Source organism: Mycobacterium parmense (assembly GCF_010730575.1).
GTDB classification, from domain to species: domain Bacteria; phylum Actinomycetota; class Actinomycetes; order Mycobacteriales; family Mycobacteriaceae; genus Mycobacterium; species Mycobacterium parmense.
Genome location: NZ_AP022614.1, coordinates 1,622,522 through 1,647,988, shown reverse-complemented (window position 1 = coordinate 1,647,988; position 25,467 = coordinate 1,622,522). Strand labels below are relative to the sequence as shown.

The window sequence follows — 25,467 nt, the reverse complement described above, 5'->3', positions numbered from 1 at the left end:
GTCAGGCCCGCTTGCGGATCACTTCGTCGGCGGCGGCGCGCATCCGGTCGGACAGCTGCAGGAGGGCATGTTCGCCCACCCCGTGGGGCAGCGTGTACGCCAGCTGCCGCAACTCGACAGCGCAGGTGCGCAGCTCCTGGCGGAGGCGCGTCTCATCAGTGCGCATGACTTCTCCCTCTGGCCGGGAACTGAACAAAGTGCCCGGCCATCCACACCAGCCCGATCCGAGAATTTTGGCAGGCCCGGTATGGATAAGCGATTGCGCCAAGGTGTTTTTACGGGAGTTTGACAGCACGTTAACAGTGCGGATCGCCTCGCCGGTCCGTGCGGGCGCGTGGACCGCAAGACACGGCGCGGACCGCGCGCCTCGACTCGTCCGCCGCCCCGGAAACGCCGAGCTTAACGCCACTGCGAGAATCCGAGGAGCAACGTCGCCGCGGCGTTACGCTGGCGCTGCCCGGTGAAAGGTGAGGTGGGCCGGAATGGATTTTGAACTCGACGCCGACCAGCGCGCCTGGTTGGCCGAGGTCCGTGAATTCCTCCGGGACAACGTCACCCCCGCGCTGCGGGCCGAGCTGGCGCGGCACGACCTCGAGTTCCGCGACGGCGAGGTGGCGCGATTTCGTCGCAAGATCGGCGAGAAGGGCTGGTTCGGGCTGAACTGGCCGCGCGAGTACGGCGGGCTCGGGCTCGGCGCGGTCCATCAGCATCTGCTGATGAGCGAGTTCGAGTACTGGGGTGTGCCGGGGCCCGACCTGACGGTGACCTCGGTGGCGCCGATGATCATGCGCCACGGCACCGAGCGGAACAAGACCGACTGGCTGCCGCTGATTGCCAGGGGCGAGATGATCTGTGCCGTCGGCTATTCCGAACCCGACGCGGGTACCGACCTGGCGGGCCTGCGGACCGCCGCGGTCCGCGACGGCCAGGAGTGGGTGATCAACGGAACCAAGATCTGGAACAGCGGGGCGCAGCGAGCCACCCACGAGTGGCTCTGTGTGCGCACGGACCCGAAAAGTGCTCGCCACAAGGGTATTTCGGTGATCATCGTCCCGATCGACAGCCCGGGCATCCAGATCCGCCCCCTGTACGCGTGGTCGGGTTACCGGACCAACGAGGTTCACTTCAGCGACGTGCGCGTGCCGGTCACCAATCTGATCGGGGAGGTCGACCACGGCTGGACGTACATCACCGGCGCCCTGGACCTCGAGCGTGGTGCGCTGACCAACGCCGGCGATCTGCGTCTGGCCGTCGACGAACTGGCCCAACTCGCGCGACGCCCGCGCCGCGACGGCACTGTGCCGGCCGACAGCGCCGCGCTGCGCCGCCGGCTGGCGCAGGCCGAAGCCGACGTGACGGTTGCGACGCTGATGGGCTACGAGGCCGCCTCGATCCTCGACGGGGGCGTCATCCCCTCCGTGGAGGTCAGCGTCGAGAAGATCTTCACCAGCGAACTGCGCCAGCGGATCGCCGACTTGGCGCTCGACGTGTTGGGACCCGACGGGTTGCTGGCCCATCGCAGCCAAAGCGCACCCCTGGCGGGGAAATTCGAGCGTCTCTACCGATCGGCACCGTTGATGCGTTTCGGCGGCGGCACCAACGAGGTGCTGCGGGACATCATCGCCCAGCGCGGCCACGGGATGCCCTCGTATGGACGCTGATCGATGAGGGCGACACCCACCGTCGAGCAGCGGGAGTTCGGCGCGACGATGCGTGCGTTGCTCGCGGCGGAGTGCCCGGTGAGCCTGGTGCGCTCCCTGGACGAGCCCGGCACCGACCGCAGCACACCGGCACTGTGGAAAGCGCTCGCCGAGGCCGGGGTGTTCGGGCTCGCCGTCGCGCCCGAGCACGGCGGTTCGGGCGGTTCGCTCGACGACCTCGCCGTCTTCTCCGTCGAGGCCGGCCGCGCGTTGTGCCCGACGTCGGTGCACAGCACCATTGCGGCCGTCCTGGCGATCGACGAGCTGGGCGCCCCGGCAGCCAAGGCCGCGTGGTTGCCGCACCTGACTGCCGGCGCCTGCCGCGGCACCACCGCGTTGTGGAGCGCGCGCGACGCCGCCGACGTCTCGCCGGCGCTGCGCGCCGAACCGGCGGGGGCGGCGCCGATCGAGGGCGGATGGCGGCTCACCGGATCCGCGGACTACGTCGCCGACGCCGACATCGCCGACGTCCTCGTCGTCGCCGCCGCCGCGCGCGGGCGCACCGTGGTGGTCGCCGTGGACCCGCGTGCCGACGGCGTGACGGTGCAACCGCTGGCGATGGCGGGGGGCTATCGGGCGTGCGCCGTGCGTTTCGACGACGTACGCGTCGGCGCCGACGCCACGGTGCTCGACGGCGTCACCGGCCCCGCGCTGCGTCGGGTCGCCAACACCGCCGTGTCGCTTGGATCTCTCGACCTGGTCGGAACCGGCCGGGCCGCGCTGGACCGCACCGTCGAATACACCAAGCTGCGCCACCAGTTCGGCCGGCCGATCGCGTCCTTCCAGGCCGCCCAGCATCTGGTCGCCGACATGCACATCGCCTGGGCCGCTGCCCGACTGGCGGCGCACTGGGCGATATTCCAGATCGCGCGCGGCCACACGGCGACCAAGGAGACGGCCATCGCGCGCATGCGCGCGGCCACCGCGGCCAGGGCGATAACCCTGGACGCCCATCAACTGCACGGCGGGATGGGGTATGTCACCGAGACCGATCTGCACCTGTGGACCGAGCGCGCACGGCTGGGTTCGACGCTCGGTGGCGGTGCCGACGTCGCCGCCTCGTGGCTCGAGGAATGCCTGGCAACGCAGGAGTGCCGGTGAGTGAGGACACCTTGATCGACGCCGAGTCGGCGTCGCGGGTCGGCACCGTCGCCGCCTCCGCGAGCGGCGAGGTGAACCGGCGCGACTGGCAACGGTGGGCGGCCGCGGTCGGCGACCACAACCCGCTGTGGTTCGATCCGGACCATGCCCGGGCCAACGGCTTTCGCGACATCGTCTGCCCCCCGCTGTTCCTGCAGTACGCCGTGCTGGGTGTGACCCGCCTCGACGCCCTGCGGCCCGACGGCTCCTCGGGCGCGGTGTCGGGCAGCCTCGCGTTTCCCCGCGCCCCCAAGCGGATGGCGGGCGGGGAGAGTTTCGCGTTCCACCTGCCGGCCTACCACCGCGACCGGGTCGACATGGTGCGCACCATCGAGTCCATCGTCGAAAAGCGCGGACGCTCCGGCAGTTTCGTCCTGGTCACCTGGCGCACCGTGTACCGCAACCAGGACGGCGACCTGCTCGCCGAAGCGTCGACCTCGATGATCGCCCGGCCCTAGGAGTCCCCATCAGCGAGCAGGTGTTCTACGACGATGTCAGCGTGGGCGAGCAGCTGCCCGCGCTGACCCTCACCGCCGACGAAACCCAGCTGTTCTTCTTCAGCGCCGCCACCTACAACGGCCATCGCATCCATTACGACAAGCAGTGGGCGCAAGCCGAAGGCTACGAGCATGTCCTGGTGCAGGGACCCCTGCAGGCCGCGCTGCTCGCCCGGGCGATCACCGACTGGATCGGCGGACGCGGACGGTTGGTCGCGTTCTCGGTGCAGAACCGCGCGGTCGCCTATCCGGGTGAACCGCTGACCTTCGGCGGGCAGGTCACCGGCAGGCGGCTCAGCGAGGACGGCGCCGGGCTGATCGACCTCGACATCGCCGGCCGCCGCGGCGACACCGTGCTGATGCCGGGAACGGCGACCGTCGAGCTGCCCAGGCGGCAGCCGTGACGGGGCTTCGGGGCGAGGCCGCCATCGTCGGGATCGCCGAACTGCCGGCCGAGCGACGACCGGCGGGGCCGGCCCGGTTCACCCTCGACCAGTACGCGCTGCTGGCGAAGATGGCGATCGAGGACGCCGGCGTCGATCCCGGTCGGGTCAACGGCCTGCTCACCCATGGAGTTGCCGAGTCGGCGATGTTCGCCCCGGCCACGCTGTGCGAATACCTGGGCATGCCATTGGATTACGGCGAGCGAGTCGACCTCGGCGGCGCCACGTCGGCGGCGATGATCTGGCGGGCGGCGGCCGCCGTGGAGCTCGGCGTCTGCGAGGCCGCTCTCGCCGTGGTGCCCGGCTCGGCGTCGCTGCCGCAGCCGGCGACCAGGGCGCCCGCCGCGCCGAACTGGTATGGAGCGTCGTCGAACAACTACGGCTCGCCACAGGCCGAGTTCGAGATCCCGTACGGCAACGTGGGACAGAACGCCCCCTACGCGCAGATCGCGCAGCGCTACGCCGCGCAGTTCGGCTACGACCCCGAGGCCGTCGCCAAGATCGCCGTCGACCAGCGGACCAACGCGTGCGCCCACCCGGGCGCGGTGTTCCACGGGACCCCGATCACCGCCCAGGACGTGCTCGCCAGCCCCATGATCGCCGACCCGATCCACATGCTCGAAACGGTCATGCGCGTGCACGGGGGAGCGGGCGTGCTGATCGCCAACGCCGAGATCGCCCGCCGCGGCCGCCACCGGCCCGTGTGGATCAACGGCTTCGGCGAACACATCGCGTTCAAGACCCCCACCTACGCCGAGGACTTGCTGCGCACACCGATTGCCCGCGCGGCCGACAAGGCCTTCGCCATGGCCGGGCTGAGCCGCTCCGACGTCGACGTCGCCTCGATCTACGACTGCTACACGATCACGGTGCTGATGACCCTCGAGGACGCCGGCTTCTGCGCCAAAGGCCAAGGCATGTCCTGGATTACCGATCGCGACCTGACCTGGCGGGGGGACTTCCCGCTCAACACCGCGGGCGGTCAGCTGTCCTTCGGCCAGGCCGGCATGGCCGGCGGCATGCACCACGTGGTCGACGGCGCCCGGCAGGTCATGGGCCGTGCCGGCGGGGCGCAGGTGCCCGGCTGCGACACCGCATTCGTCACCGGCAACGGCGGCATCATGAGCGAGCAGGTCGCGCTGCTGATGAAGGGGGATTGACGATGAGTATGCCTGTCCCCGAGCCCACGCCCGTCTCGCGGCCCTTCTGGGATGCGCTGGCGCAGCACCAGATCCGGGTCCAATACTCGCCCTCGCTGCGGCGCTACGTGTTCTATCCGCGCACCCTGGCTCCCGGCACCCTGGCCGACGACCTGGAATGGCGCGAGATCGACGGCGCGGGAACGCTTTACACCTACACCATCGCCCGACGGCCCACCGGGCCGCCCTGGGCCGGCGCGCTGCCGCAGCTGCTGGCCGTGGTGCAGTGGGACGCCGGGCCGCGGATCAGCACCGAGCTGGTCGACGTGGACCCGGATGCCGTCCGGATCGGCATGCGGGTCGGGCCCGTGTTCTGTGACCTGCCCGACACCGGCATCACTTTGCTGAAATACCGGCCGGCATGAGCGAGCCGCAGGTGGATGCCCGCGTCCGGGCCGTGTTGCGCCTCCTGGACGCCGACTTTCCCCGGGTGGAGACCATGACCGGGGCGGCGGCCCGCGCCGAGATCGCCAAGCGGCGCATGCCGGTGACCAACGGCGACGACGTGCGCAGCAGCGTCGACCGTTCGATTGCGGGCCCGGGCGGCGCCCTGCCGGTGCGCGTCTATCACCCGCACGACGGGCCGTCCGGCACACACCCCGCCATCGTGTTCTGCCACGGCGGCGGATTCGTGTTCTGCGACCTCGACTCGCACGATGGCTTCTGCCGCGGGCTGGCCCGCGGCAGCCAGGCCGTGGTCGTCTCGGTCGGCTACCGCCTGGCCCCGGAACACCCGGCACCGGCGGCGGCGCTCGACGCTTTCGCCGCGTTCTGCTGGACGGTGGACAACGCGGCCGAGCTGGGCGTCGATCCGGCGCGCATTGCCGTCGGCGGGGACAGCGCCGGCGGCAATCTCGCCGCGGTCACGGCCATTTTGTGCCGCGAACGAGGCGGCGCCGCACCGGCCGCGCAATTCCTGCTCTACCCGGCCATCGACCCGTCCCCGGAGACGGAAAGCTACCGGCGCTATGCGACCGGGCACTTCAACACCCGGGCCGCGATGCAGTGGTATTGGCGGCAATACCTCGGCGACCGCGGGGTTCTCGACCCTGCCCACCTGGTCGCGCCCGCCCGGGCGGCATCCCACGCCGGCCTGGCGCCGGCGGTGATCATCACCGCCGGCCTGGACCCGTTGCACAGCGAGGGATGCGACTACGCGCGCCGGCTCCGCGACGCCGGCGTGCCGGTCGTCCACCGGGATTTCCCCGGCTTGTTCCACGGCTTCATGACCATTCAGTCCTTCGGTCCGGCAATCTCGGCGCGCGACCTGCTCTACAGCGATCTGCGCCGGCTGCTCGGCCCGGCGCCGTCGCGGGGGTCGTCGCGGTGACCGACATCATCGTCATCGGGGCCGGCTTCGCCGGGCTCTACGCCGTGCACCGGGCCGCGTCGGCGGGCCTGTCCGTGCTGGGCGTCGAGGCGGCCCCCGACGTGGGCGGCACCTGGTACTGGAACCGCTATCCCGGCGCCCGCTGTGACGTCGAAAGTGTCGACTACTCCTACTCTTTCGACGAGTCGCTGCAGCGCGACTGGACGTGGAGTGAACGCTTCGCCGCCCAGCCCGAGATCCTCGCCTACCTGCGCCACGTCGCCGATCGTTTCGATCTGCGCCGTCACTACCGGTTCGGTGTCGACATCGTCGGCGCCACCTTCGACCCGGAGGACGGTCGATGGCATGTCCGCTCGGCGACCGGCGAGATCTATCCCGCAACGTTTTTGATGTGCGCGACGGGTTGCCTCTCCGCGGTCAACCGGCCGGACATCCCCGGCTTCGACGAGTTCGCGGGCGAGGTGTACTTCACCGCCGCCTGGCCGCGGGAGGACCCCAGTCTGCGCGGCAAACGGGTGGGCCTGATCGGCACGGGCTCGTCGGGCATCCAGGTGGCGCCGATCATCGCCGCGCAGGCGCAACGGCTGACGGTGTTCCAGCGGTCGGCGAACTACACGATCCCCATGCCCAACCGGCCCTGGTCGCCCGAGGAACTGCGGCAGATTCAGGAGGAGTACCCCGAGCGCCGGCGCGCGTCGGCCTACGCGGCCGCGGGCACCCCGCACGGCACCTACCACAAGAACGCCGTCGACACCGAGCCACGGGAGCGCGCGGACGCGCTGTGGGAACGCTGGCGCCAGGGCGGCGTGCTGTTCGCCAAGACATTCCCCGACCAGAACGCCGACCTGGCGGCCAACGACATCGCCCGCGCGTTCGTCGAGGAGCGGATCCGCGAGATCGTCGCCGATCCCGGTGTCGCCGCGGACCTGACTCCCGACGACCACCCGATCGGGACGAAGCGGATCTGCACCGACAGCGGCTATTACGACATCTTCAACCGCGACAACGTGGCACTGGTAAACCTGCGCCGCGAACCCATCCGCGCGATCACCTTCGACGGCGTGCAGACCAGTGAAACCCACTACGGGTGCGACGTGCTGGTGTTCGCCACCGGGTTCGACGCGATGACCGGCGCACTGACGCGGATCGACCCGACCGGGCCCAGGGGTGACCGGTTGCGCGACTGCTGGGCGAACGGCCCGGTGACGTTCCTCGGACTCATGGTGCCGGGACTGCCGAACCTCTTCACGATCAGCGGGCCCGGCGCACCCTCGGTCCTGGCGAACATGGTGCTGCACGCCGAGGTTCAGGTCGACTGGGCGATCGACCTGGCGCTCACGGCGCGCCGGCTCGGGGTGAGCGAGGTCGAACCCCGCCGCGACGCGGCGGTGGCGTGGACCGATCTCGTCGCACAAGCCGCCGAGCGCACATTGTTTCCCAAGGCTGCGTCGTCGTGGTATCTGGGCGCCAACATCGAAGGCAAGCCGCGGACCTTCATGCCGTACGCCGGGGGGTTCGGGACCTACCGCCGTCACTGCGACGACGTGGCCGGGCGTGGCTACACCGGGCTGGTGCTGACGGCCCGCAACGCGGGCGAGGGGGTGAACCGATGATCGAGACAGTCCAGCAGCTGCTGCGGCAGCGCAGGCACGACGACTCGGCGGCGGTTGCCCACGGGGACCGGATCTGGACGTGGCGCGAACACCTCGCCGAAGCCGAGGCGGAGGCCGCCGCGCTGATCGCGCTCGCCGACCCGGACCGCCCGTTGCACGTCGGGGCCCTGCTGCCCAACTCTCCGGCGATGCTGCGCGCCATGGCCGCCGCCGCGCTCGGCGGCTACGTGCTGTGCGGCCTGAACACCACCCGGCGCGGGGCCGGCTTGCTGGCCGACATCCGGCGATCGGACTGCCAGATCCTGCTCGTCGACGACGAGCACCGACAGCTCTTGGACGGCTTGGACCTCAACGGTATTGAAGTTCTCGACGTGAGCGGTGATCGGTACGCCGAGCTGGTGGCTCGCCTTCCCGGGGCTCCCGTCCTGGTACCGCACCGCGAGGTCGCCGGCGGCGACACCCTGATGATGATCTTCACCTCGGGAACAAGCGGCGATCCCAAGGTCGTCCGGCTCGCCCACGCGATGGCGATCATGTGCGGTGCGAGCCTGATCTACCAGTACGACGTCACCGCCGATGACGTCTGTTATCTCGCCATGCCGCTTTTCCACTCCAACGGGGTGGCCGCCGGGTGGGCGGTCGCCGTCGGCAGCGGCGCCACCATGGTCCCGGCCCGGTTCTCGCCGTCGCGCTTCCTCGACGACGTGCGCCGGCACAAGGTGACCTACCTGAATTACGTCGGCAAGCCCCTCGCGTTGATCCTGTCGACCCCCGAGCGTCCCGACGACGCCGAGAACACGCTGCGGGTGGCGTTCGGCAACGAGGCGACCGACCGCGACATCGCCCGATTCGCAGAGCGTTTCGGCTGCCGGGTGGTGGATAGCTTCGGCTCCAGCGAGTTCGCCGTGATCGTCGTGCGAGAAGACGGCACCCCACCGGGCTCGATCGGCAAACCCTATGCCGGGGTCAGCATCTACAACCCGGTGACGCTCGAGGAATGCGCCGTCGCGCAGTTCGACGAACACGGCGCCCTGACCAACTTCGACGAGGCAGTCGGCGAGCTGGTCAACACGACGGGGGCGGGCCCATTCGTCGGCTACTACAACGACCCGGCCGCCACGGCCGAGCGCATGCGGCACGGAATGTACTGGTCCGGCGACCTGGCCTACCGCGACGCCGACGGCTGGATCTATCTGGCCGGCCGGACCGCGGACTGGATGCGGGTGGACGGCGAGAATTTGGCGGCCGCTCCGATCGAGCGCATCCTCGAGCGGCTGCCCGAGGTCAGCCAGGTCGCGGTCTACGCGGTCCCCGACGACAGCGTCGGCGACCAGGTGATGGCAGCGCTGGTGCTGCGGGACCGCTCGCACCTGAAGCCGGCCGGCTTCGAGGAGTTCCTCGCCGCGCAGCCCGACCTGTCACCGAAGGCGTGGCCGCGCTACGTCCGCATCAACGCGGAGTTGCCTACGACGGCGACGAACAAGATCCTCAAGCGCGCGCTGATCGCCGCGGGCGTCACCGCTCAGGACGGGGTGTTGTGGGAGCGTCCGGCGCGCGGCACGTCCTACCGTCAGGTGACGGCCTCGCCGGCCTGAGCCGATTCGGGCGCCTCCCCGAACCGAGCGAGCACCAGCGTTGCCGATACGGCGACGGCGAAGCCGGTGACGACCAACCAGCCGAGGCCGTCGCGCGCGGCGTCGCCCAGCCACACCACGCCGACCAGCGCGGGGGCGATGGTCTCCCCGACGACCATTCCGGCGGCGGTCGTGGTGACAGACCCGCGATGCAGCGCGGAAGTGAGCAACAAGAATCCCGCCGCCCCGCCCGCGGCGGCCGCGTAGAGCGCCGGGTTGGCGTAGAAGGAACCCTTCGTGGGGTCCAGCACGTCGAGCAGGCGCACCCCGACCTCGATGACGCCGAAACCGCTCCCGGCCGCCAGCCCCAGCGCGAGGGCGCGCGGGCGGTCGGGCAGCCGGCCCGCGGCGGCCCCGGCGACGAAAATCGCGCCGACCACACCCAACAGCGCCCAGCCCAGCCCGGCGGGGGCACGGTGGAAGTGCCCGGGGCCGGCGGCCAGCGCGAGCGCGACGAGGCTGGCGCAGACGACGGCCACGGCGGTCCATTCCGCGGGGGACAGGCGCGCCGACAGGACCCACGCGGCCACGACGCCGGTGACGGCGATCGAGGCGGCCAGCGCGGCGGCGACCACATAGATCGGTACCAACCGAAGCGCGGCGACCTGCAGCAAGAAGCCCAGCCCGTCGAGGCCGACGCCGAGCAGATAGCGCCACTGCCTTACCGCACGCACGAGCAGCACGGTGTCGACTCCCGACCCGCTGCCCGCCTCGACCGAGCGCGTCGCCGCCGCCTGGAACACCGACGCCGTCCCGTAGCAGACCGAGCAGCCCAGAGCGAGTAAGAAGCCGATCAGCACGCATCGACAATACGGAAGACCCACCCCGCACGGAGAATACCGATTAGTATCCAGACGATACTGATGAGTATGCTAGCGGTCATGTCGCCCGTCAAGCCGCCGCGAACCCGTCCCACCCGGCCCGAGGTCCGCGATCGGATCCTCGATGCGGCCTCGAAAGTCTTTGCCGCCGAAGGCTTCGCGGGTGCCACCATCGATGCGATCGGCCAGGCCGCGGGATTCACCAAGGGTGCGGTGTACTCGAACTTCGGATCCAAAGACGAACTGTTTCTGACTCTGCTCGACCGCGAGTTCGGGGTCCGTGGCGAGCGGATAGCGACGGCGCTCGACAGCGGTGACGGTGACACGGTCGCGACGGCGCGCGCACTGAGCCGGTCCGTGCTGGAGGGGGTTCAGGCGCGCGCCGACTACCACGTGCTGTTCGTCGAGTACTGGTTGCGCGCCATGCGTGACCCGAATCTGCGCGAGCGGCTCATCGCCCGCCGGCGCGCCGCCGTCGAGCAGGCTGCCCAGGTGGTGGGACAAACGGCGACCATGGCGCCGGGTCGCCGGCTCGCGGATCTCGCGCAACTCGTCGTCAGCATCAACCTGGGCATCGGGATGGAAGAAGTCCTGCGGCCCGGAACCGTCGACCCCGACCTGCTGACGCAACTGATCGCGGGACTGCTGGAATCGGCGTCGGTGACCCCGGCGCGTCCACATCGAGAGACCGACTCGTGAACGCGCAGAACGAGCCGGTGTCCGCGCCCGCGCTGATCACCGCCACGGGACTGGGCGTCGACGGAGAACACGGCCCGCTGTTCTCGAATATCGACCTCGCGCTCGCGGCCGGCTTTCACGCCATCCAGATGTCCGGCGGACCGGCACAGACCACATTGCTGTTGACGCTCGCGGGTCGATTCAAGCCCAGCCACGGCACACTGACGGTTCTCGGTGACACGGCGCCGCGCGCGATTCGCCGGCACTGCTCGATCGCGGCCTTCGCCGACATCGACGATCTGGACGAATCGGTCACGGTGGGCACCGTGCTCACCGAACAACGCCGGTGGTTGTCGCCGTGGTACGCGTCGGTGCCGCGCGAGGGCGGCCAAGACGAACTGGCGGAGGTGTTCGGCGAGACCGCCCCACCCGCCGCCGGCACCTACATCGCGGAGCTGTCCGATCTTGAACTGTTCTTGCTGCGAATCACCCTGGCGGTGCTGTCGAATCGCCCGATCCTGGTGGTCGGCGATCTCGAGCAGGTTCGCGACAACTCCCAGCGGGCGACCGCGGCGCGCCGGCTCGGCGCGCTCGCCAGTCGGCGCACTGTCGTCGTCGGGGTCACCAACCCGCTCGGCGAGTCCGGCCCCGACCACGAACTTCACGATCACCGCACCCTGAGCGGAGAGGATTGACGATGCTGGCAGGACTCGCATTCGGATCGGAGATCAAGCGGTTCGGCCGCAGCCGCATGACGCGCGCGGCCATCGTCGTGCTGATGCTGCTACCGCTGGTCTACGGCGCGCTGTACCTCTGGGCGTTCTGGGACCCCTTCGGCCACATCAACAAGATGCCGGTCGCGCTGGTCAACTCGGATCGCGGCGCCGTCGTCTCCGGAGAGCAGTTCAACGCCGGCGACGAGATCGCCAAGAGCCTGACCGCCGACGGCAGCCTGGACTGGCATGTCGTCGATTTGCGGGACGCCCGTGCGGGAGTCGATCACGGCAAGTATTACTTCATGGTCGAATTGCCACCGGACTTCAGCGCCGCGATCGCGTCGCCGGTGACCGGGCAGCCGAAGAAGGCCAACCTGATCGCCGTGTACAACGATGCCAACAACTACATCTCCACCACCATCGGTCGCACCGCCATCAGCCAGGTGCTCAACGCCGTGTCCAGCCGCATCTCCGGGCAGGCGGTGAACCAGATGCTGTCGGTGGTGGTGTCCTCGGGGGCGGGAGTGAAGCAGGCCGCCGAGGGGGCCGCTCGACTGGACGACGGCGCCGGCCAGCTGGCGGTCGGTCTCGACAAAGCCCGATCCGGCTCGGCGGACCTCGCGGCCGGCGCCAGGCAACTCTCCGACGGGATCAACCGGGCCACGGATCCGCTGCTCGCGGTCACCAAAGCGGTCTCGCAGATCGGCGGCAGCACCGAACAACTGCAGCAGGGCACCGCCGCGTTGCAACAGGCCAGCGATCAGATCGGCGTGATCGCCGCGGCGCAGGACGCCGCCGGCAATTCTTTGTCCTCGGTGATCGATCAGCTTTCCGCGAGTCCCGATCCGGTCGCGGGCAACGCGGCAAACACGTTGCGCGGCATCAGGGATCAGCTTCGGGGTCATCAGTTCACGCCCGAGATCCGCCAGCGCCTCACCGACGCGCAGGCCGCGGCGATCGCCATGACGCAGGGGCTGCGGACGCCCGGGAGTCCGCTCGCGACGACCCTCAACGAGGTCGGCGGCAAGGGACGGCAGCTGACCGACGAACTCACCTCGCTACGCGACGGTGCTGCGCAGGTAGCCGCGGGCAACGCCGACTTGGCAAGCGGGATTGCCAAACTCGACGATGGCGCGACAGCCCTCAAGTCGGGAACCTCTGAGCTTGCGGCCAGGCTGGCCGACGGCGCCAAGCAGGTGCCCAGCTGGTCGACTCGGCAGAAGGATGCGGTCGCCGACACCATCGGAGGCCCGGTGCAACTCGCGGCGTCGCACGAAAACGCCGCGCCCAACTTCGGGACCGGCATGGCCCCGTTCTTCCTCACCCTCGCCCTGTTCTTCGGCGCGCTGGTGCTGTGGATGGTTCTGCGGCCGTTGCAGAGCCGCGCGATCGCCGCGGAGGTGCTCGCGATCCGCGTCGTGCTCGCCAGCTATCTCCCCGCCGCGGCGATCGGGGTGTTTCAGGCGGTGATCCTCTACTGCGTGGTCCGCTTCGGCCTCGGCATGCACGTGGTGCACCCCGTGGCGATGCTGGGTTTCATGATGCTGATTTCGGGCGCTTTCGTGGCCGCGACGCAGGCGATCAACGCGCTCGTCGGCCCTGCGGTGGGCCGCGTTCTGATCATGGCGCTGCTGATGCTGCAGCTGGTCAGCGCGGGAGGGATGTACCCGGTGGAGACCACGTCGCGGCCCTTCCAGATTCTGCACCGATTCGACCCGATGACGTACGGCGTGAACGGGTTGCGGCAGCTGATACTCGGCGGCGTCGATGCCCGGTTGTGGCAAGCCCTCATCGTGCTGGCCTGCATATCGGCCGGCGCACTCGCGCTGTCGTGTCTGTCCGCACGACGAGACCAGCTGTGGAACCTGAGCAGGCTGATGCCGGCGATCAAGATGTAGGAGCTGCCCGAGGTCGGGCCGCGTCCTGGCGGGTGGCATCGAAAATGCATCCCGTGGGCCATCGATGTTTGCGGTGGACGAAGAGTGGGCAAGCCACGAGTGCCCAGCGTGACATGTGACACATCCGCACATCCTCAGGAAGCCGGCTTCGACGCGGTCGATGAACGCGCGTTCTTTTTTTGCGTTGCGCGAACTCAACCAAATATATTGGCCGACCTGTGATTTTGATGTCAATGTTTAGAGTGAGTGTACAAGTGTGTACTCTCGGGACATGGCCGAACGCGGAGCGCAACCCCAGGTCCCCTGGGGCCGGCGGCTGTTCTTGAGGGCGGTGCGGCGACTGTTCAGTCCGCTGCAGCCCGACGACTACCTGGAAATGATCAACCCGCTGTGGACCACGAAAGAACTGCGCGGGAAGGTCGAGGCCGTCGAGCCGCAGGGGTCCGAGGCCGCGAGCGTGCTGATCCGGCCCGGATACGAGTGGCCCGGTCACAAGCCCGGTCAATACGTGCGGCTCGGCGTCGTGATCGATGGTGTCTACCACTGGCGGGCTTATTCGCTGACGTCGGATCCCACGCCCGAGGACGGGCTGATCAGCGTGACGCCGAAGAAGGTGGACGGCGGTGTGGTGTCGCCGTATCTGGTGCAGCGGATCCAGCCGGGTGAACTGGTGCGGCTCGGCGAGATCGAAGGGGTCTTCACGCTGCCCACGCCGCTGCCCGCCAAGATGCTGTTCATCAGCGCCGGCAGCGGCATCACCCCGATCGTCAGCATGCTGCGCAGTCTCGACCACCGTGACGCGTTCGGCGATGTGGTCGTCACACACTCGGCGCGAACACGCGAGCAGGTCATGTTCCTGTCGGTCCTCGAAGACCTCGACCAGCGCCATCAATCCATGCGGCTGGACCTGCGGCTGACGTCGGAGCGGGGCCGCCTCTCGCCGGGGGACCTCGACGAGGTGTGCCCCGATTGGCGCGAGCGGGAGACCTTCTGCTCGGGACCCAGCGAAATGCTCGACGCGCTGATCGAGCACTGGGAACGCAACGGCGACCGCGACCGCCTGCACTTCGAACGGTTCCAGCCGAAGATCGGCGGTGACGCCAACGCCGGCGAGGGCGGCAAGATCACCTTCCTGAAGAGCGACGAAACCGTCGAATGCGACGGCGGCACATCAATTTTGGAGACGGGGGAGAAGGCCGGCCTCGAGTTGGCCTACGGCTGCCGCATCGGAATCTGTCACACCTGCGTCGGGACGCTCAAGTCGGGCAAGCTGCGTGACCTGCGCTCAGGTGAAGTGAGTGAACCCACCGAACAAGACGTTCGAATCTGCATCAACACCGCCGAAGGTGACGTGGAACTCGAACTGTGACCGAAAGGAGGGGCTGGTGACCTCTGCAATGAAGAGCCCACTTTCCAGGTTGTCCGAGCAGGAACTGGAGAAGCTGGGCAAGGAACTCGACGCCATCCACGACGAGGTGTTCGCCGACCTGGGCGAGCGCGACCGCCGCTACATCAAGGCGGTGATTGCCGCGCAACGCCAGATCGTCGTCGTCGGGCGCGTGCTGCTGTTGGCGTCGCGCTCGAAGACCGCCTGGCTGCTGGGCACCGCCTGCCTGGGAACGGCCAAGATCCTCGAAAACATGGAGATCGGCCACAACGTCATGCACGGCCAGTGGGACTGGATGAACGATCCCGACATCCACTCCTCGGTCTGGGACTGGGACACCGCGTCCACCGCGGAGGCCTGGAAGCATTCGCACAACTACATCCACCACACGTTCACCAACATCCTGGGCAAGGACAAGGATCTTGGCTACGAGATCATGCGGATCGACCCCAACCAGAAATGGGAACGCCGCTTCCTGCTCCAGCCGCTGTACAACCTGCTGCTCACGCTGCTCTTCGAGTGGGGCGTGGCCGTGCACGACTTGGACATCGAGGCGATCCGCAAGCGCGAGAAGCCTTGGTCGGAGGTGCGCGAGGACCTCAAAGGCATCGGCGGCAAGGCGCGCGCGCAGATCTACAAGGACTACCTGGGCTGGCCGGCGATCAGCGCCGGGGCGTTCGCCCTGGCTCAGCTGGCCCTGCGCGGGAGGCTCTCGCAGCCCGCGGAGTCTCGCGTCAGCAGGAGGATTCGCCGGGTGTCCAACAGCGGCAGGGCCGCCAGGACGGCGAACTTCCTGGACAAGGTGCTGCCCGGCGTCGAAAGCACCTACCTGCGCACCCTGGGGGCCGACGCCGTCGCCAACATCATCCGCAATGTGTGGGCGCACGCGATCATCTTCTGCGGCCATTTCCCCGACCAGACCTATACTTTCACGCCCGAAGAGGTCGAGGGCGAGACGCGCGGTGGCTGGTATCTGCGGCAGCTGGTCGGCGCCGCGAACATCGAGGGCAGCCCGCTGTTCCACGTCATGAGCGGCAACCTCGGCTACCAGGTGGAGCACCACCTCTACCCGGACATGCCCAGCAGCCGGTACTCCGAGATCGCCCCGAAGATCAAGGACATCTGCGAACGCTACGAGCTGCCTTACAACTCGGGCCCGTTCGGGAAGCAGTGGCTCATGGTGCACCGCAGCATCTTCCGGCTGGCGCTTCCCGGCGGAAAGCCGCGGCCCAAGCCCGGGCCGTACCGCAGCCAGGACGGTCATGCGGACCCGCAGCGGCCCAGTGAGGGCACCCGGTTCCGCGACCGCGTGCCGGCCGAACACCCCGCCGCGGGGCCCGAGCACGAGGGCGGCGGCGTCGAGGTGGCGCCACCGCCGCGCAACAACGCCTGAGTGGAGCCCGCTGTTTAGCCTGGGCGGGGTTCGTCGACACCGAACTCGACAACGGTCCAGGGCTGATCGCGCCCCATACGCATTCCCGATCGAGCGCATCGGTGATCGCAATGGGCACCGCGGATCGATTCGCGCCGCCGCAGGCTTGACTAGCGTCATGGAACTGCAATCTCGGATCGCGCTGGTCACCGGTGGTACGGCCGGCATCGGCCTCGAGTCCGCCCGGCTCTTGGCCGCCGAAGGCGCCGAAGTCGTCATCGCGGGCCGCGACGCCCAACGGGGCGCTAGCGCCGTTGCCGAGATCGGCGGAAAGGCGAGCTTCGTCCAGTCCGACATGGCCGACATGGGGTGCATCGCCGAGCTGGCTAGCCGGGCCGGTGCGGTGGACATCCTGGTCAACAACGCCGGCGCGTTTCCGGTCGCTCCCACTGTGGAGCAGGACCTGGCCTCCTTCGAGGCGATGGTCGACACCAACCTGCGTGGCACGTACTTTCTGGTGGCCGAACTCGCCAAGGGCATGATTGCGCGCGGCCGGGGCAGCATCGTCAACGTGACGTCGTTGGCGGCGGTCAAGGGGATGCCGGGCGCATCGGTCTACAGCGCGACCAAGGCGGCGCTGGCGTCGCTGACGCGCACCTGGGCGGCGGAGTTCGGAGCCGCCGGTGTCCGCGTCAACAGTGTTTCGCCGGGGCCGACCCGAACAGACGGCGTGCTGGCGGAGTGGGGCGAATCGATCGAAGACATCGGGGCATCGGTGCCGCTGGGCCGCACCGCCAGTCCCGCCGAGATCGCCCAGGCCGTCCTGTTTCTGGCGTCTCCTCGCGCCAGTTACGTGACCGGATCGACGCTCTACGTCGACGGAGGCGGATCGGCCGTCTGAGGACCGCGCAAACAACATCGCGTGCCCAACCCGGGTGTGCTGTTCAATGGACGTGACCAGGCACCGCGCCGCAGGGTCAGATGGGGCTGAAGCCGTGACGATGAGCAAACCCGACTCGGACGACGACGGCACCACGGCGGCACCCGCCGGGCAGCACTTCCCGGAGCGGATGTGGCGCGTGCTGGACAAGCATCCGCCGCCCGGGGTGGACCGGCTGCAACGGTGGCGCAGCCCGTTGCGGGGGCCGTGGCTGACCTCGGTCCTGGGCGCGGCCCTGCTGGTGACGCTGCCGATCGTGATCATCACCGGGCTCCTTTCCTACATTGCCTACGGGCCGCAACTGGGCCAGGCGATTCCCGCCGACGTGGGCTGGCTCAAGTTGCCGACGTTCGACTGGCCCACCGATCCGGCGTGGCTGTACCGGCTCAGTCAAGGGGTTCACGTCGGCCTGGGGCTGATCCTCATCCCGGTCGTGCTGGCCAAGCTCTGGTCGGTGATTCCGCGCCTGTTCGCCTGGCCGCCGGCACGTTCGGTTGCTCAACTGCTGGAACGGATTTCGCTGCTGATGCTGGTGGGCGGCATCCTGTTCGAGATCGTGACCGGGGTCCTGAACATCCAGTACGACTACATCTTCGGTTTCAGTTTCTACACGGCGCACTATTTCGGCGCCTGGGTGTTCATCGCCGGCTTCGTGGTCCACGTGGCGATCAAGATCCCGCGGATGTGGTCCGGTGTGCGCTCGATCCCGCCTCGGGAGGTGCTGCGCTCCGGGCGGCGCGACACCCGTCCGCAGCCGTGGGAGCCCGACGGGCTGGTGGCCGCCGACCCGGGCCCCGCGACGATGAGCCGCCGCGGCGCGCTGTCGCTGGTGGGCGGCGGTGTGCTGCTCATGACGGTGCTCACCGCGGGCCAGACCGTCGGTGGATTCACCCGGCGAGCCGCCGTGCTGCTCCCGCGCGGGCGCACCTATGGCAACGGCCCCAACGACTTCCAGGTCAACAGGACCGCCGCGGCGGCCGGGATAGCGCCCGGGGACACCGGGGGGCGCTGGCGGCTCACGCTGAGCGGTGGCCCGCGGCGGGTGGTGCTGGATCGCGCCGCCCTGCTGGCGATGCCGCAGCACACCGCGGTGCTGCCGATCGCCTGCGTCGAAGGCTGGTCGACGACCCAGACCTGGAGCGGGGTGCGCCTGGCGGAGCTGGCCGGCCTTGCGGGAGTGCCCGCCCCGCGGTTGGCGCACGTGTCGTCGCTGGACCGTGCGGGCGCGTTCGGCAGCGCGGCGCTTCAAGGCAGCCAGGTGCTGCATCGCGACGCGCTGCTGGCGCTGCGGGTCAACGGTACCGACCTGTCGCCGGATCACGGCTTTCCCGCCCGCATCGTCGTGCCGGCGCTGCCCGGCGTGCACAACACCAAATGGGTGACGTCGATCGACTTCCTGGTGGCTGTGAATGCGTAGCGGCAGAAGCGATTTCGCGAGGATCTACGGATCGCACCCGTTGCATTTGCTGACCTTGATCGCCGGGTTCGCGCTGTGCGGCTACGTGGTGGCCACCATGCGTCCGATCACCCTGTGGAACCCGCAGGTGTGGTGGCAGTCGATCATCGTGTGGTTCGCCGCGGCCGTCATCGCGCACGACCTGGTGCTGTTCCCCCTCTATGCCCTGCTCGACCGGTTGTTGACCCGCAAGCTCTGGGCGAAGCCGGCCGGCTCGGGGGCGCCGGCGCTCAACTACATCCGGGCGCCTGCGATGGGCGCCGGGTTGACGCTGCTGGTGTTCCTGCCCGGCATCATCGAGCAGGGGGCGCCGACCTACCGCGCGGCCACGGGCCAGACCCAGGACCCGTTCCTGGGGCGCTGGCTGCTGCTGACCGCGGCGATGTTCGGAGTCAGCGCAGGCCTCTACGCCCTCCGCTCGGCGATCGCACGCCGGCGCGCTACGCCGGGGCGCTAGCCGCCGCGGGTGCTCAGACGATGAACCGCGTCGGCGATCTCGGCGGGAAAGTCCTCTTGCAGGAAATGCTTGCCCGGCAACAAGATCGGATCGCGTACGCCGGTGGCGTGCTGAGCCTGGACACCGTAGCGCCGCCACGGCAGCATCGTGTCGCGCGCGCCCCAGACGATCTGCACCGGATAGGGGGGCCTGGTGACGGCGTCGAGGTAGCGCTGTTGCTTTGCCGCGGTCAACTCGAAGCCGCGCATGATCTTCAGGAAGGCCCGCCCGCCGTCGTCTCCGAAGAGCAGGGGCAGCCAGCACGCGAGCTCGACGGCCGGAACCCGGCGGCTCACGCCGACGAGCCGCATGATCGCGCCGAACGCACCGGGCACATGCATCGACGCGAGCCACGCCTCGCCGATTCCCCGGTGCGCGAACGGTTCCATGGGCCACGGCCGGTGGAACGACTCCACCTCGACGACGGTGTTCAGCAGCGTCAACGACCGCACCCGGTCGGGGACGGCGGTGGCCACCTCGAATCCGACCGGGCCGCCGATGTCGTGGACCACGAGATGGAAGCGGTCGAGCCGCAACGCGTTGATCGCCGCGAGCAGCCACCGGCCGAGGCCGGTCCACGTGTAGTCGCCGTCGGCGGGCCGTTCGGCGAAGCCCAGGCCGGGCAGATCCATCGCGATGCCCCGCAGTCCTCGTGCCGCCAGCTCCGGCACCACCTTGCGGTACAGGTAAGCCGAAGCCGGAACGCCGTGCACGCACACCACCGCGGGCGCGTCGGGCGGACCCTCGTCGAGCACGAACGAGGCGATTCCGTCCGCGCTGAAGCGCGCTCCGCGCGATCGGTAACGGTCGAGGGTCCGCAACACGTCGGCGCCGGTCACTCGCCCGGCTCCGGGGTGGGTTCGGCCGGGCGGCGAAGCGTTGAAGACATGCTCGGTGGTCCCTTCGTCGGGTCCATCCAACGCGACCGGGTCGACGCGCTCAACCATTGCCCATTCGGATCCGGAATGGGGCTCATCGGGGGCGTCGATGGAAGCCGTGCCGCATCGGCATTAACGTGCGCGGTGGATGGGTTGGAGTACGCATGGAGATCTGGGACCTGCGAGTCTTCGTCGCCGTGGTCGAGGACGGCGGACTGTCTGCGGCCGCCCGTCGTCTGCACATCAGCCAGCCGTCGCTGTCGCAGACCATCCAGGCTCTGGAGAAGCACCTCGACGTGCAATTGCTCACCCGCAGCAGCACGGGTGTCGCGCCCACCGCGGCCGGCATGACCCTGCTGGGCGAGGCGCGGGCGGTGATCGCGCGCTACGACCAGGCGCTGGCCGCGATGGCCAAGCACTCACCGCGGGCCGGCCGGTCGCTCCGGGTGGGCATTCCCTTGGAACTGCCGCCGCAGCCGCTTTCGCACGGGCTGGCGTCGCTCGCGGCGGCGTTCCCCTTGACCGTCGTGGAGGTCCGTCACATGTCCACCGCCAGGCAGATCGAGGCGCTGCGGGCCGGGGAGCTGGATCTGGGGCTGGTGCGCGAACGGCCTACCGGTGAACGCCTCGACGTCTCGACCGTGATCGAGGAGCCGCTCGGCGTCCTCCTTGCGGTCGAGCAGGCGGAGGCGCTGGAGATCGTCGACGGCGGGGTTCGCCTCGACCGGCTGTCGGGCCTGCAGTGGCTGGGCTTTCCCCGCGACGGCAGCCCGGCGTGGTACGACGAAGTGACGGCCGTGCTGCGCAGCCACGGGGTGCAACCCGGGCCGCCGGCCTCCTACACGCAGGATCTGCTGCCGGAATTGAAGCTGGCCGCGGTCAGCGCGGGCGGGAAGTTCGCGCTCGCGCCCGCCGGGCGATTCGCACCGTTGCCGGAGTCGGTCTGCTGGCTGGCGCTGGCCGGGCGGCCGCTGGTGCGTCGCACCTGGGTGGTGTGGCCGGCCGAGTCGCGCCGCCGCGATCTGGCCCACCTGGTCGCCGCGCTCGAAGACATGGCCCGCAACGGGACTAACCAATGCGGGCGTGGGAGTCCCTTGGAGGACTCTCCGTGACGTCTTGGAGTCTTCTTGGAGTCGGAGCGCCGCACGGCGTACGACGTGCGGCGGGGCTACAGTTAAATTCATGACGAGTCGTAAGAGCAGGACCACGGTCGCGTTGTGCGGCGTTGTGGCCGCGTTCGCCTTTGCGTTCGGGGTGGCGCCGGACGCCACGCGGCCGGCGACCGCCCTCGCCTCGTCCTCCGAGGTGCCCCCGCCCCTCGGTGGAGGCGCCTGCATCATCGGCCTCAACTGTGGATGCATCCGAAACATCACCTGCCCGCCGCCACACGTTCGCCGTCCGACCGCTCCGGCTGACCAGCAGCACGCCGCGCCTCCGCCGGAAAGCCCCTAGCCGCCCTTAGCTGTCCTCAGCCGCGCTTGGCCGCCTTTGGCCGTTTCGCGGGCCGCAGGCCTCGCGGGTTTCCTATCATTCGGTGATGAGCACCGATGCCGTGGGTTCGCCGGCATTCACCGACGAGGACGCGGCGCGTTTCTACGCCGCCGGCTGGTGGTCGGATGCGACGCTGTCGGACGCGGTGCGCCGCCACGCCGGAGATGCGCCGGACCGTCCCGCCTACATCGACTTCCCCGGGGCGTCCCTAACTTGGGGTGTATTCGATTGCGCGGCAGACGCACTGGCGCGGCAGCTGGCCGGTGCGGGCATCACCCGGGGCGATCGGGTCGCAATATGGCACGGTGATTCCGCCGCCATCCACGTGTTGTTCGTCGCCGTCGAACGCTGCGGCGCCGTCGTGGTCGGCATCGGCGCGCGGGCCGGCACCCGCGAGGTCGGCGCGATACTGCAGGCGTCGCGGCCGCGCGTGCTGGTCACCGACGAACAGCGCAGCGCGTCCGCGGCGAGCGCGGCCGACATTCCCGTGCTGACGTGCAACCGCGACGCCCTGCGCCTCGAGGTCGACACCGAGGCCGGGACCATCGGGGACGACACCCGGCTCGGTCCGGACGAGGTGTTTCTGATCAACTCCACCTCCGGGACCACCGGCCTGCCCAAATGCGTGGTGCACACCCAGAATCGCTGGCATTACTTTCACCGCAAGGCCGTCGCCAACGGCCTGCTGACGGCCGACGACGTCTTCTTGCCGGTGATCCCGACGCCGTTCGGCTTCGGGATCTGGACCAGCCACACCACGCCGATCCACCTCGGGGCGAGCGCCGTCATCCTCGGGCGGTTCAGCACCCGCGCGGTCGCCGACGCGGTGGCCCGCCACCGCGTCACCGTATTGTGTTGCGTCAGCACGCAACTGACCATGCTGATGGCCGACCCCGACCGCCGGGGCTATGACCTGAGCTCGTTGCGTGTGGTGTTCACCGGCGGCGAGGCGCTGCCGTACCGGCCCGCCGCGGAGTTGGAGGACCTCACCGGCGCCAAGATCCTGCAGTTCTACGGCTCGAACGAGACCGGCCTGCTCAGCGCGACCACCCTCGAAGACACGCGCGAACGGCGACTGCGCACGGGCGGACGGATCGTGCCCGAGATGGCGGTCCGGCTGTTTGACGAAGACCGCGACGTCACCGCGACGGGGCGAGGCCAGCCCGCCTGCCGTGGTCCGGCGACCAGCCTGGGCTACCTCGGCGGCACCGACCACGACAAGCTCTTCACCGCCGACGGCTGGATGCGCATGGGCGATCTGTGCGAGATCGACGCCGAGGGCTACCTCACGGTCACGGGCCGCACGTCGGACTTCATCCTGCGCGGCGGCAAGAACATCAGCGCGAGCCAGGTCGAAGACGCGGTCATGACCCATCCAGGGGTCGCGCTGGCGGCGGCGGTTGCGATGCCCGACCCGGTGTTCGGTGAAAAGGTCTGCGTTTACGCCGAACTGGCCGACTCGGCGGCCGTGGACCTGCCCGCACTGGTCGCCCACCTGCTGGCGCTCGGGGTGTCCAAGGAACTGCTGCCCGAACGGCTGATCGTGGTCGACGAACTTCCGAGGTCTTCCGGGGGAAAGGTAGCCAAGGGCCGGCTGCGCGAGGATATTCGAGTCAGGACGGAGGTGGACCGTGAACGCTGCTGACCCGCGCCGGGGCGGGCTGGAGGTCTGGGCGCCGGCGGTGGTTCCCCCGATCGGCGTGGAGCTGTCCGACGAGCAGGCGCTGGCGGTGGCGTTCCGCCACCTGGCCGCCACCGGATTCGCGGAGAACATGGCCGGGCACATCACCTGGCAGCTGGACGGACAAACCGACATGCTGGTCAATCCGTGGGGCTTGTGGTGGGCCGAACTCACCGCGTCCGACATCTGCGCCGTCGACAGCGACGCCCGGGTGGTCCGCGGTCGCTGGGACGTCACCCCGGCGATCCACATCCACACCGAACTGCACCGCGTCCGCGACGACGCGCGGGTGGTGATCCACAACCACCCCTACCACGTCTGCGTGCTCGCCGCGCTCGGCCGGCTGCCGGAGCTGGTGCACCAGACGGGTTCGTTGTTCCTCGACGACCTGTGTCTGGTCGACACCTACGACGGCGAGGTCGACAGCCCCGCCCGCGCGGCCGAGCTGGCGGCCCGCATCGGCGGCGCCAATGTGACGATCCTGGCGAGCCACGGCGTCATCGCCACCGGTCGCAACCTGCCCGAGGCCGTGTACCGCGCGGCGTCGATCGAGCGGGTGTGCAAGCTGGCCTACGACGTCATGCTGACCGGCAGGCAACCGGTCGCCATGAACTGGTCGGACATGGCCGGCATGCAGCGGTCGCTGCTCGAACGAGCCGCCGATGTGTACTGGGCGGGCGCGGCGCGGATGACCATCAAGGCCGACCCCGGCGTGCTCACGTGAGCCGGCCGGCAAGACCGCAGTGCCGCAAGGGGATCGGCCAGTGAAATCGATCGACGAGCTGGCCGCCAACCTGGACTTCACCACCGCCAAGACCGGGGACGCCCGCTCGGTCACCTTGCTCCCGGACCCGCCGCGGGCGCCGCGCTACTACACGGTCATCTCGGTGGACGATCACATCGTCGAGCCACCGGACACTTTCACCGGACGGCTGCCGCGCAAGTTCGCCGACCGCGCGCCCAGGGTCGTCGAGACCGACAGCGGGGGACAGACGTGGGTCTACGACGGCCGGGAACTGCCCAACGTCGGGTTCAACGCCGTCGTCGGACGCCCGGTGGCCGAGTACGGCTTCGAGCCGGTCAGATTCGACGAGATGCGCAGGGGCGCCTGGGACATCCACGAACGCGTCAAGGACATGGACCTCAACGGCGTCTACGCCTCGCTCAACTTTCCGTCGTTCCTGCCGGGTTTCGCCGGTCAGCGGCTGCAGCAGGTGACCGCGGACCGCGACCTGGCGCTGGCGTCGGTGCGCGCGTGGAACGACTGGCACCTCGACGTCTGGGCGGGCTCGCATCCGGGCCGCATCATCCCGTGCCAACTGCCGTGGCTGCTGGACCCCGAGGTGGGCGCGGCGATGATCCGCGAGAACGCCGCGCGCGGTTTCCACGCCGTCACGTTCAGCGAGAACCCGGCGATGCTCGGACTGCCCAGCATCCACTCCGGGCACTGGGATCCGATGATGGCCGCGTGCGCCGAGACCGGCACCGTGGTGAACCTGCACATCGGGTCATCGGGATCCGCGCCGTCCACCACCGAGGACGCGCCCCCCGACGTGCAGGGAGTGCTGTTCTTCGCCTACGCCCTATCGGCGGCCGTGGACTGGCTGTACTCCGGGCTGCCCTCCCGGTTCCCCAACCTCAGGATCTGCCTGTCCGAAGGCGGCATCGGCTGGGTCGCCGGGCTGCTCGACCGGCTCGACCACATGCTGAGCTATCACGCGATGTACGGCACCTGGGAGGCGCTGGGCGAGAGCCTGACCCCCGCGGAGGTCTTCGCTCGCAACTTCTGGTTCTGTGCCGTCGAGGACAAGTCATCCTTCGTCCAGCACGACCGGATCGGCGCCGACAACATCATGCTGGAGGCCGACTACCCGCATTGCGACTCGACCTGGCCGCACACCCAGCGGAGCATCCACGAACAGATCGGCGACCTGCCCGCCGACGTCGTCCGAAAGGTGACCTGGGAGAACGCTTCTCGTTTGTATTCCCACCCCGTGCCCGCCGAGATCCAGCGTGACCCCGACGCGTTCTGAGCGCGGCGTCAGGCGGTGCCGCCGGAGGCGTGGGCGTTGCCTGCGCGCAACTACGACATGCTGA

Annotated in this window: 25 protein-coding genes; 22 read left to right on the top strand and 3 right to left on the bottom strand. The window is 69.4% G+C overall.

Annotation, left to right across the window (positions count from 1 at the left end):
• Position 1: 1 nt before the first annotated feature.
• Positions 2-166 (bottom strand): hypothetical protein, encoded by a 165-nt coding sequence (locus tag G6N48_RS27680; protein WP_169718464.1) that lies wholly within the window; start codon positions 164-166, stop codon positions 2-4.
• A 316-nt stretch (positions 167-482) separates the two neighbouring features.
• On the opposite strand from G6N48_RS27680, the gene G6N48_RS07550 reads away from it, so the two are divergent.
• Genes G6N48_RS07550 through fadD1 form a run of 9 tightly spaced genes read left to right on the top strand, consistent with a single transcriptional unit; the run spans position 483 to position 9,517 of the window.
• Positions 483-1,661 (top strand): acyl-CoA dehydrogenase family protein, encoded by a 1,179-nt coding sequence (locus G6N48_RS07550; RefSeq protein WP_085271518.1) that lies wholly within the window; start codon positions 483-485, stop codon positions 1,659-1,661.
• Positions 1,662-1,664: 3 nt separating this feature from the next.
• The gene (locus G6N48_RS07545) at positions 1,665-2,801 is read left to right on the top strand and encodes an acyl-CoA dehydrogenase family protein (protein WP_085271517.1); all 1,137 of its coding nucleotides are present in this window, start codon (positions 1,665-1,667) and stop codon (positions 2,799-2,801) included.
• The gene (locus tag G6N48_RS07540; protein ID WP_085271638.1) at positions 2,798-3,298 is read left to right on the top strand and encodes a MaoC family dehydratase; all 501 of its coding nucleotides are present in this window, start codon (positions 2,798-2,800) and stop codon (positions 3,296-3,298) included. The genes G6N48_RS07545 and G6N48_RS07540 overlap by 4 nt, the downstream gene beginning before the upstream one ends.
• An 8-nt stretch (positions 3,299-3,306) precedes the next feature.
• Entirely contained in the window at positions 3,307-3,741 is a 435-nt protein-coding gene (locus G6N48_RS07535; RefSeq protein ID WP_085271637.1) for a MaoC family dehydratase, read from the top strand.
• The gene (locus tag G6N48_RS07530; protein ID WP_085271516.1) at positions 3,738-4,940 is read left to right on the top strand and encodes a thiolase family protein; all 1,203 of its coding nucleotides are present in this window, start codon (positions 3,738-3,740) and stop codon (positions 4,938-4,940) included. The genes G6N48_RS07535 and G6N48_RS07530 overlap by 4 nt, the downstream gene beginning before the upstream one ends.
• A gap of 2 nt (positions 4,941-4,942) precedes the next feature.
• Positions 4,943-5,344 carry a Zn-ribbon domain-containing OB-fold protein gene (locus G6N48_RS07525; RefSeq protein ID WP_085271515.1) on the top strand — a complete coding sequence of 134 codons (402 nt, stop codon included), beginning with the start codon at positions 4,943-4,945 and terminating at the stop codon, positions 5,342-5,344.
• Complete coding sequence (locus G6N48_RS27920; protein ID WP_085271514.1) at positions 5,341-6,309, top strand: alpha/beta hydrolase; 969 nt, start codon at positions 5,341-5,343, stop codon at positions 6,307-6,309. Before G6N48_RS07525 ends, G6N48_RS27920 begins: the two co-directional genes overlap by 4 nt.
• Positions 6,306-7,922, top strand: a complete 1,617-nt coding sequence (locus G6N48_RS07515; RefSeq protein WP_197745587.1) for a flavin-containing monooxygenase — start codon at positions 6,306-6,308, stop codon at positions 7,920-7,922. The genes G6N48_RS27920 and G6N48_RS07515 overlap by 4 nt, the downstream gene beginning before the upstream one ends.
• Complete coding sequence (gene fadD1 / locus G6N48_RS07510; protein WP_085271512.1) at positions 7,919-9,517, top strand: fatty-acid--CoA ligase FadD1; 1,599 nt, start codon at positions 7,919-7,921, stop codon at positions 9,515-9,517. The genes G6N48_RS07515 and fadD1 overlap by 4 nt, the downstream gene beginning before the upstream one ends.
• On the opposite strand, the gene G6N48_RS07505 is transcribed toward fadD1, so the two are convergent.
• Entirely contained in the window at positions 9,493-10,356 is an 864-nt protein-coding gene (locus G6N48_RS07505) for a DMT family transporter (RefSeq protein ID WP_085271511.1), read from the bottom strand. The two genes, fadD1 and G6N48_RS07505, sit on opposite strands and share 25 nt — an antisense overlap.
• A 69-nt stretch (positions 10,357-10,425) precedes the next feature.
• On the opposite strand from G6N48_RS07505, the gene G6N48_RS07500 reads away from it, so the two are divergent.
• The 8 genes from G6N48_RS07500 (at position 10,426) to G6N48_RS07465 (ending at position 19,281) form a co-directional block, all read left to right on the top strand.
• Positions 10,426-11,076, top strand: a complete 651-nt coding sequence (locus tag G6N48_RS07500; protein ID WP_085271510.1) for a TetR/AcrR family transcriptional regulator — start codon at positions 10,426-10,428, stop codon at positions 11,074-11,076.
• Complete coding sequence (locus G6N48_RS07495) at positions 11,073-11,750, top strand: hypothetical protein (protein ID WP_085271509.1); 678 nt, start codon at positions 11,073-11,075, stop codon at positions 11,748-11,750. The genes G6N48_RS07500 and G6N48_RS07495 overlap by 4 nt, the downstream gene beginning before the upstream one ends.
• A 2-nt stretch (positions 11,751-11,752) precedes the next feature.
• On the top strand, positions 11,753-13,669 hold the full coding sequence (locus G6N48_RS07490) for a YhgE/Pip family protein (RefSeq protein ID WP_085271508.1): 1,917 nt from the start codon (positions 11,753-11,755) through the stop codon (positions 13,667-13,669).
• A gap of 271 nt (positions 13,670-13,940) precedes the next feature.
• Positions 13,941-15,038: a ferredoxin reductase gene (locus G6N48_RS07485; protein WP_085271507.1), complete on the top strand. Its 1,098-nt coding sequence runs from the start codon at positions 13,941-13,943 to the stop codon at positions 15,036-15,038.
• A 28-nt stretch (positions 15,039-15,066) separates the two neighbouring features.
• Positions 15,067-16,449, top strand: coding sequence for a fatty acid desaturase family protein (locus G6N48_RS07480; RefSeq protein ID WP_085271506.1), 1,383 nt, complete (start codon positions 15,067-15,069; stop codon positions 16,447-16,449).
• A gap of 157 nt (positions 16,450-16,606) precedes the next feature.
• Positions 16,607-17,329, top strand: a complete 723-nt coding sequence (locus tag G6N48_RS07475) for an SDR family NAD(P)-dependent oxidoreductase (RefSeq protein WP_085271505.1) — start codon at positions 16,607-16,609, stop codon at positions 17,327-17,329.
• Between the two features lie 100 nt (positions 17,330-17,429).
• Positions 17,430-18,785: a molybdopterin-dependent oxidoreductase gene (locus G6N48_RS07470; RefSeq protein ID WP_085271504.1), complete on the top strand. Its 1,356-nt coding sequence runs from the start codon at positions 17,430-17,432 to the stop codon at positions 18,783-18,785.
• Positions 18,778-19,281, top strand: coding sequence for a hypothetical protein (locus tag G6N48_RS07465; protein ID WP_085271503.1), 504 nt, complete (start codon positions 18,778-18,780; stop codon positions 19,279-19,281). Before G6N48_RS07470 ends, G6N48_RS07465 begins: the two co-directional genes overlap by 8 nt.
• On the opposite strand, the gene G6N48_RS07460 is transcribed toward G6N48_RS07465, so the two are convergent.
• Positions 19,278-20,267 (bottom strand): alpha/beta fold hydrolase, encoded by a 990-nt coding sequence (locus tag G6N48_RS07460; RefSeq protein ID WP_232066564.1) that lies wholly within the window; start codon positions 20,265-20,267, stop codon positions 19,278-19,280. The genes G6N48_RS07465 and G6N48_RS07460 overlap by 4 nt on opposite strands.
• A gap of 95 nt (positions 20,268-20,362) precedes the next feature.
• Here G6N48_RS07460 and G6N48_RS07455 point away from each other — a divergent pair, with 95 nt between their 5' ends.
• From G6N48_RS07455 to G6N48_RS07435, 5 genes are all read left to right on the top strand, one after another.
• The gene (locus G6N48_RS07455; RefSeq protein WP_085271502.1) at positions 20,363-21,310 is read left to right on the top strand and encodes a LysR family transcriptional regulator; all 948 of its coding nucleotides are present in this window, start codon (positions 20,363-20,365) and stop codon (positions 21,308-21,310) included.
• Positions 21,311-21,380: 70 nt separating this feature from the next.
• Positions 21,381-21,650, top strand: a complete 270-nt coding sequence (locus G6N48_RS07450; RefSeq protein ID WP_139825994.1) for a hypothetical protein — start codon at positions 21,381-21,383, stop codon at positions 21,648-21,650.
• Between the two features lie 85 nt (positions 21,651-21,735).
• Entirely contained in the window at positions 21,736-23,334 is a 1,599-nt protein-coding gene (locus tag G6N48_RS07445) for a class I adenylate-forming enzyme family protein (protein ID WP_085271501.1), read from the top strand.
• Positions 23,321-24,094 (top strand): class II aldolase/adducin family protein, encoded by a 774-nt coding sequence (locus G6N48_RS07440; protein WP_179969856.1) that lies wholly within the window; start codon positions 23,321-23,323, stop codon positions 24,092-24,094. Before G6N48_RS07445 ends, G6N48_RS07440 begins: the two co-directional genes overlap by 14 nt.
• A 40-nt stretch (positions 24,095-24,134) precedes the next feature.
• A complete protein-coding gene (locus G6N48_RS07435; RefSeq protein ID WP_085271500.1) occupies positions 24,135-25,403 on the top strand; it encodes an amidohydrolase family protein in 1,269 nt (422 codons plus the stop codon).
• The last annotated feature ends 64 nt before the right edge of the window (positions 25,404-25,467 follow it).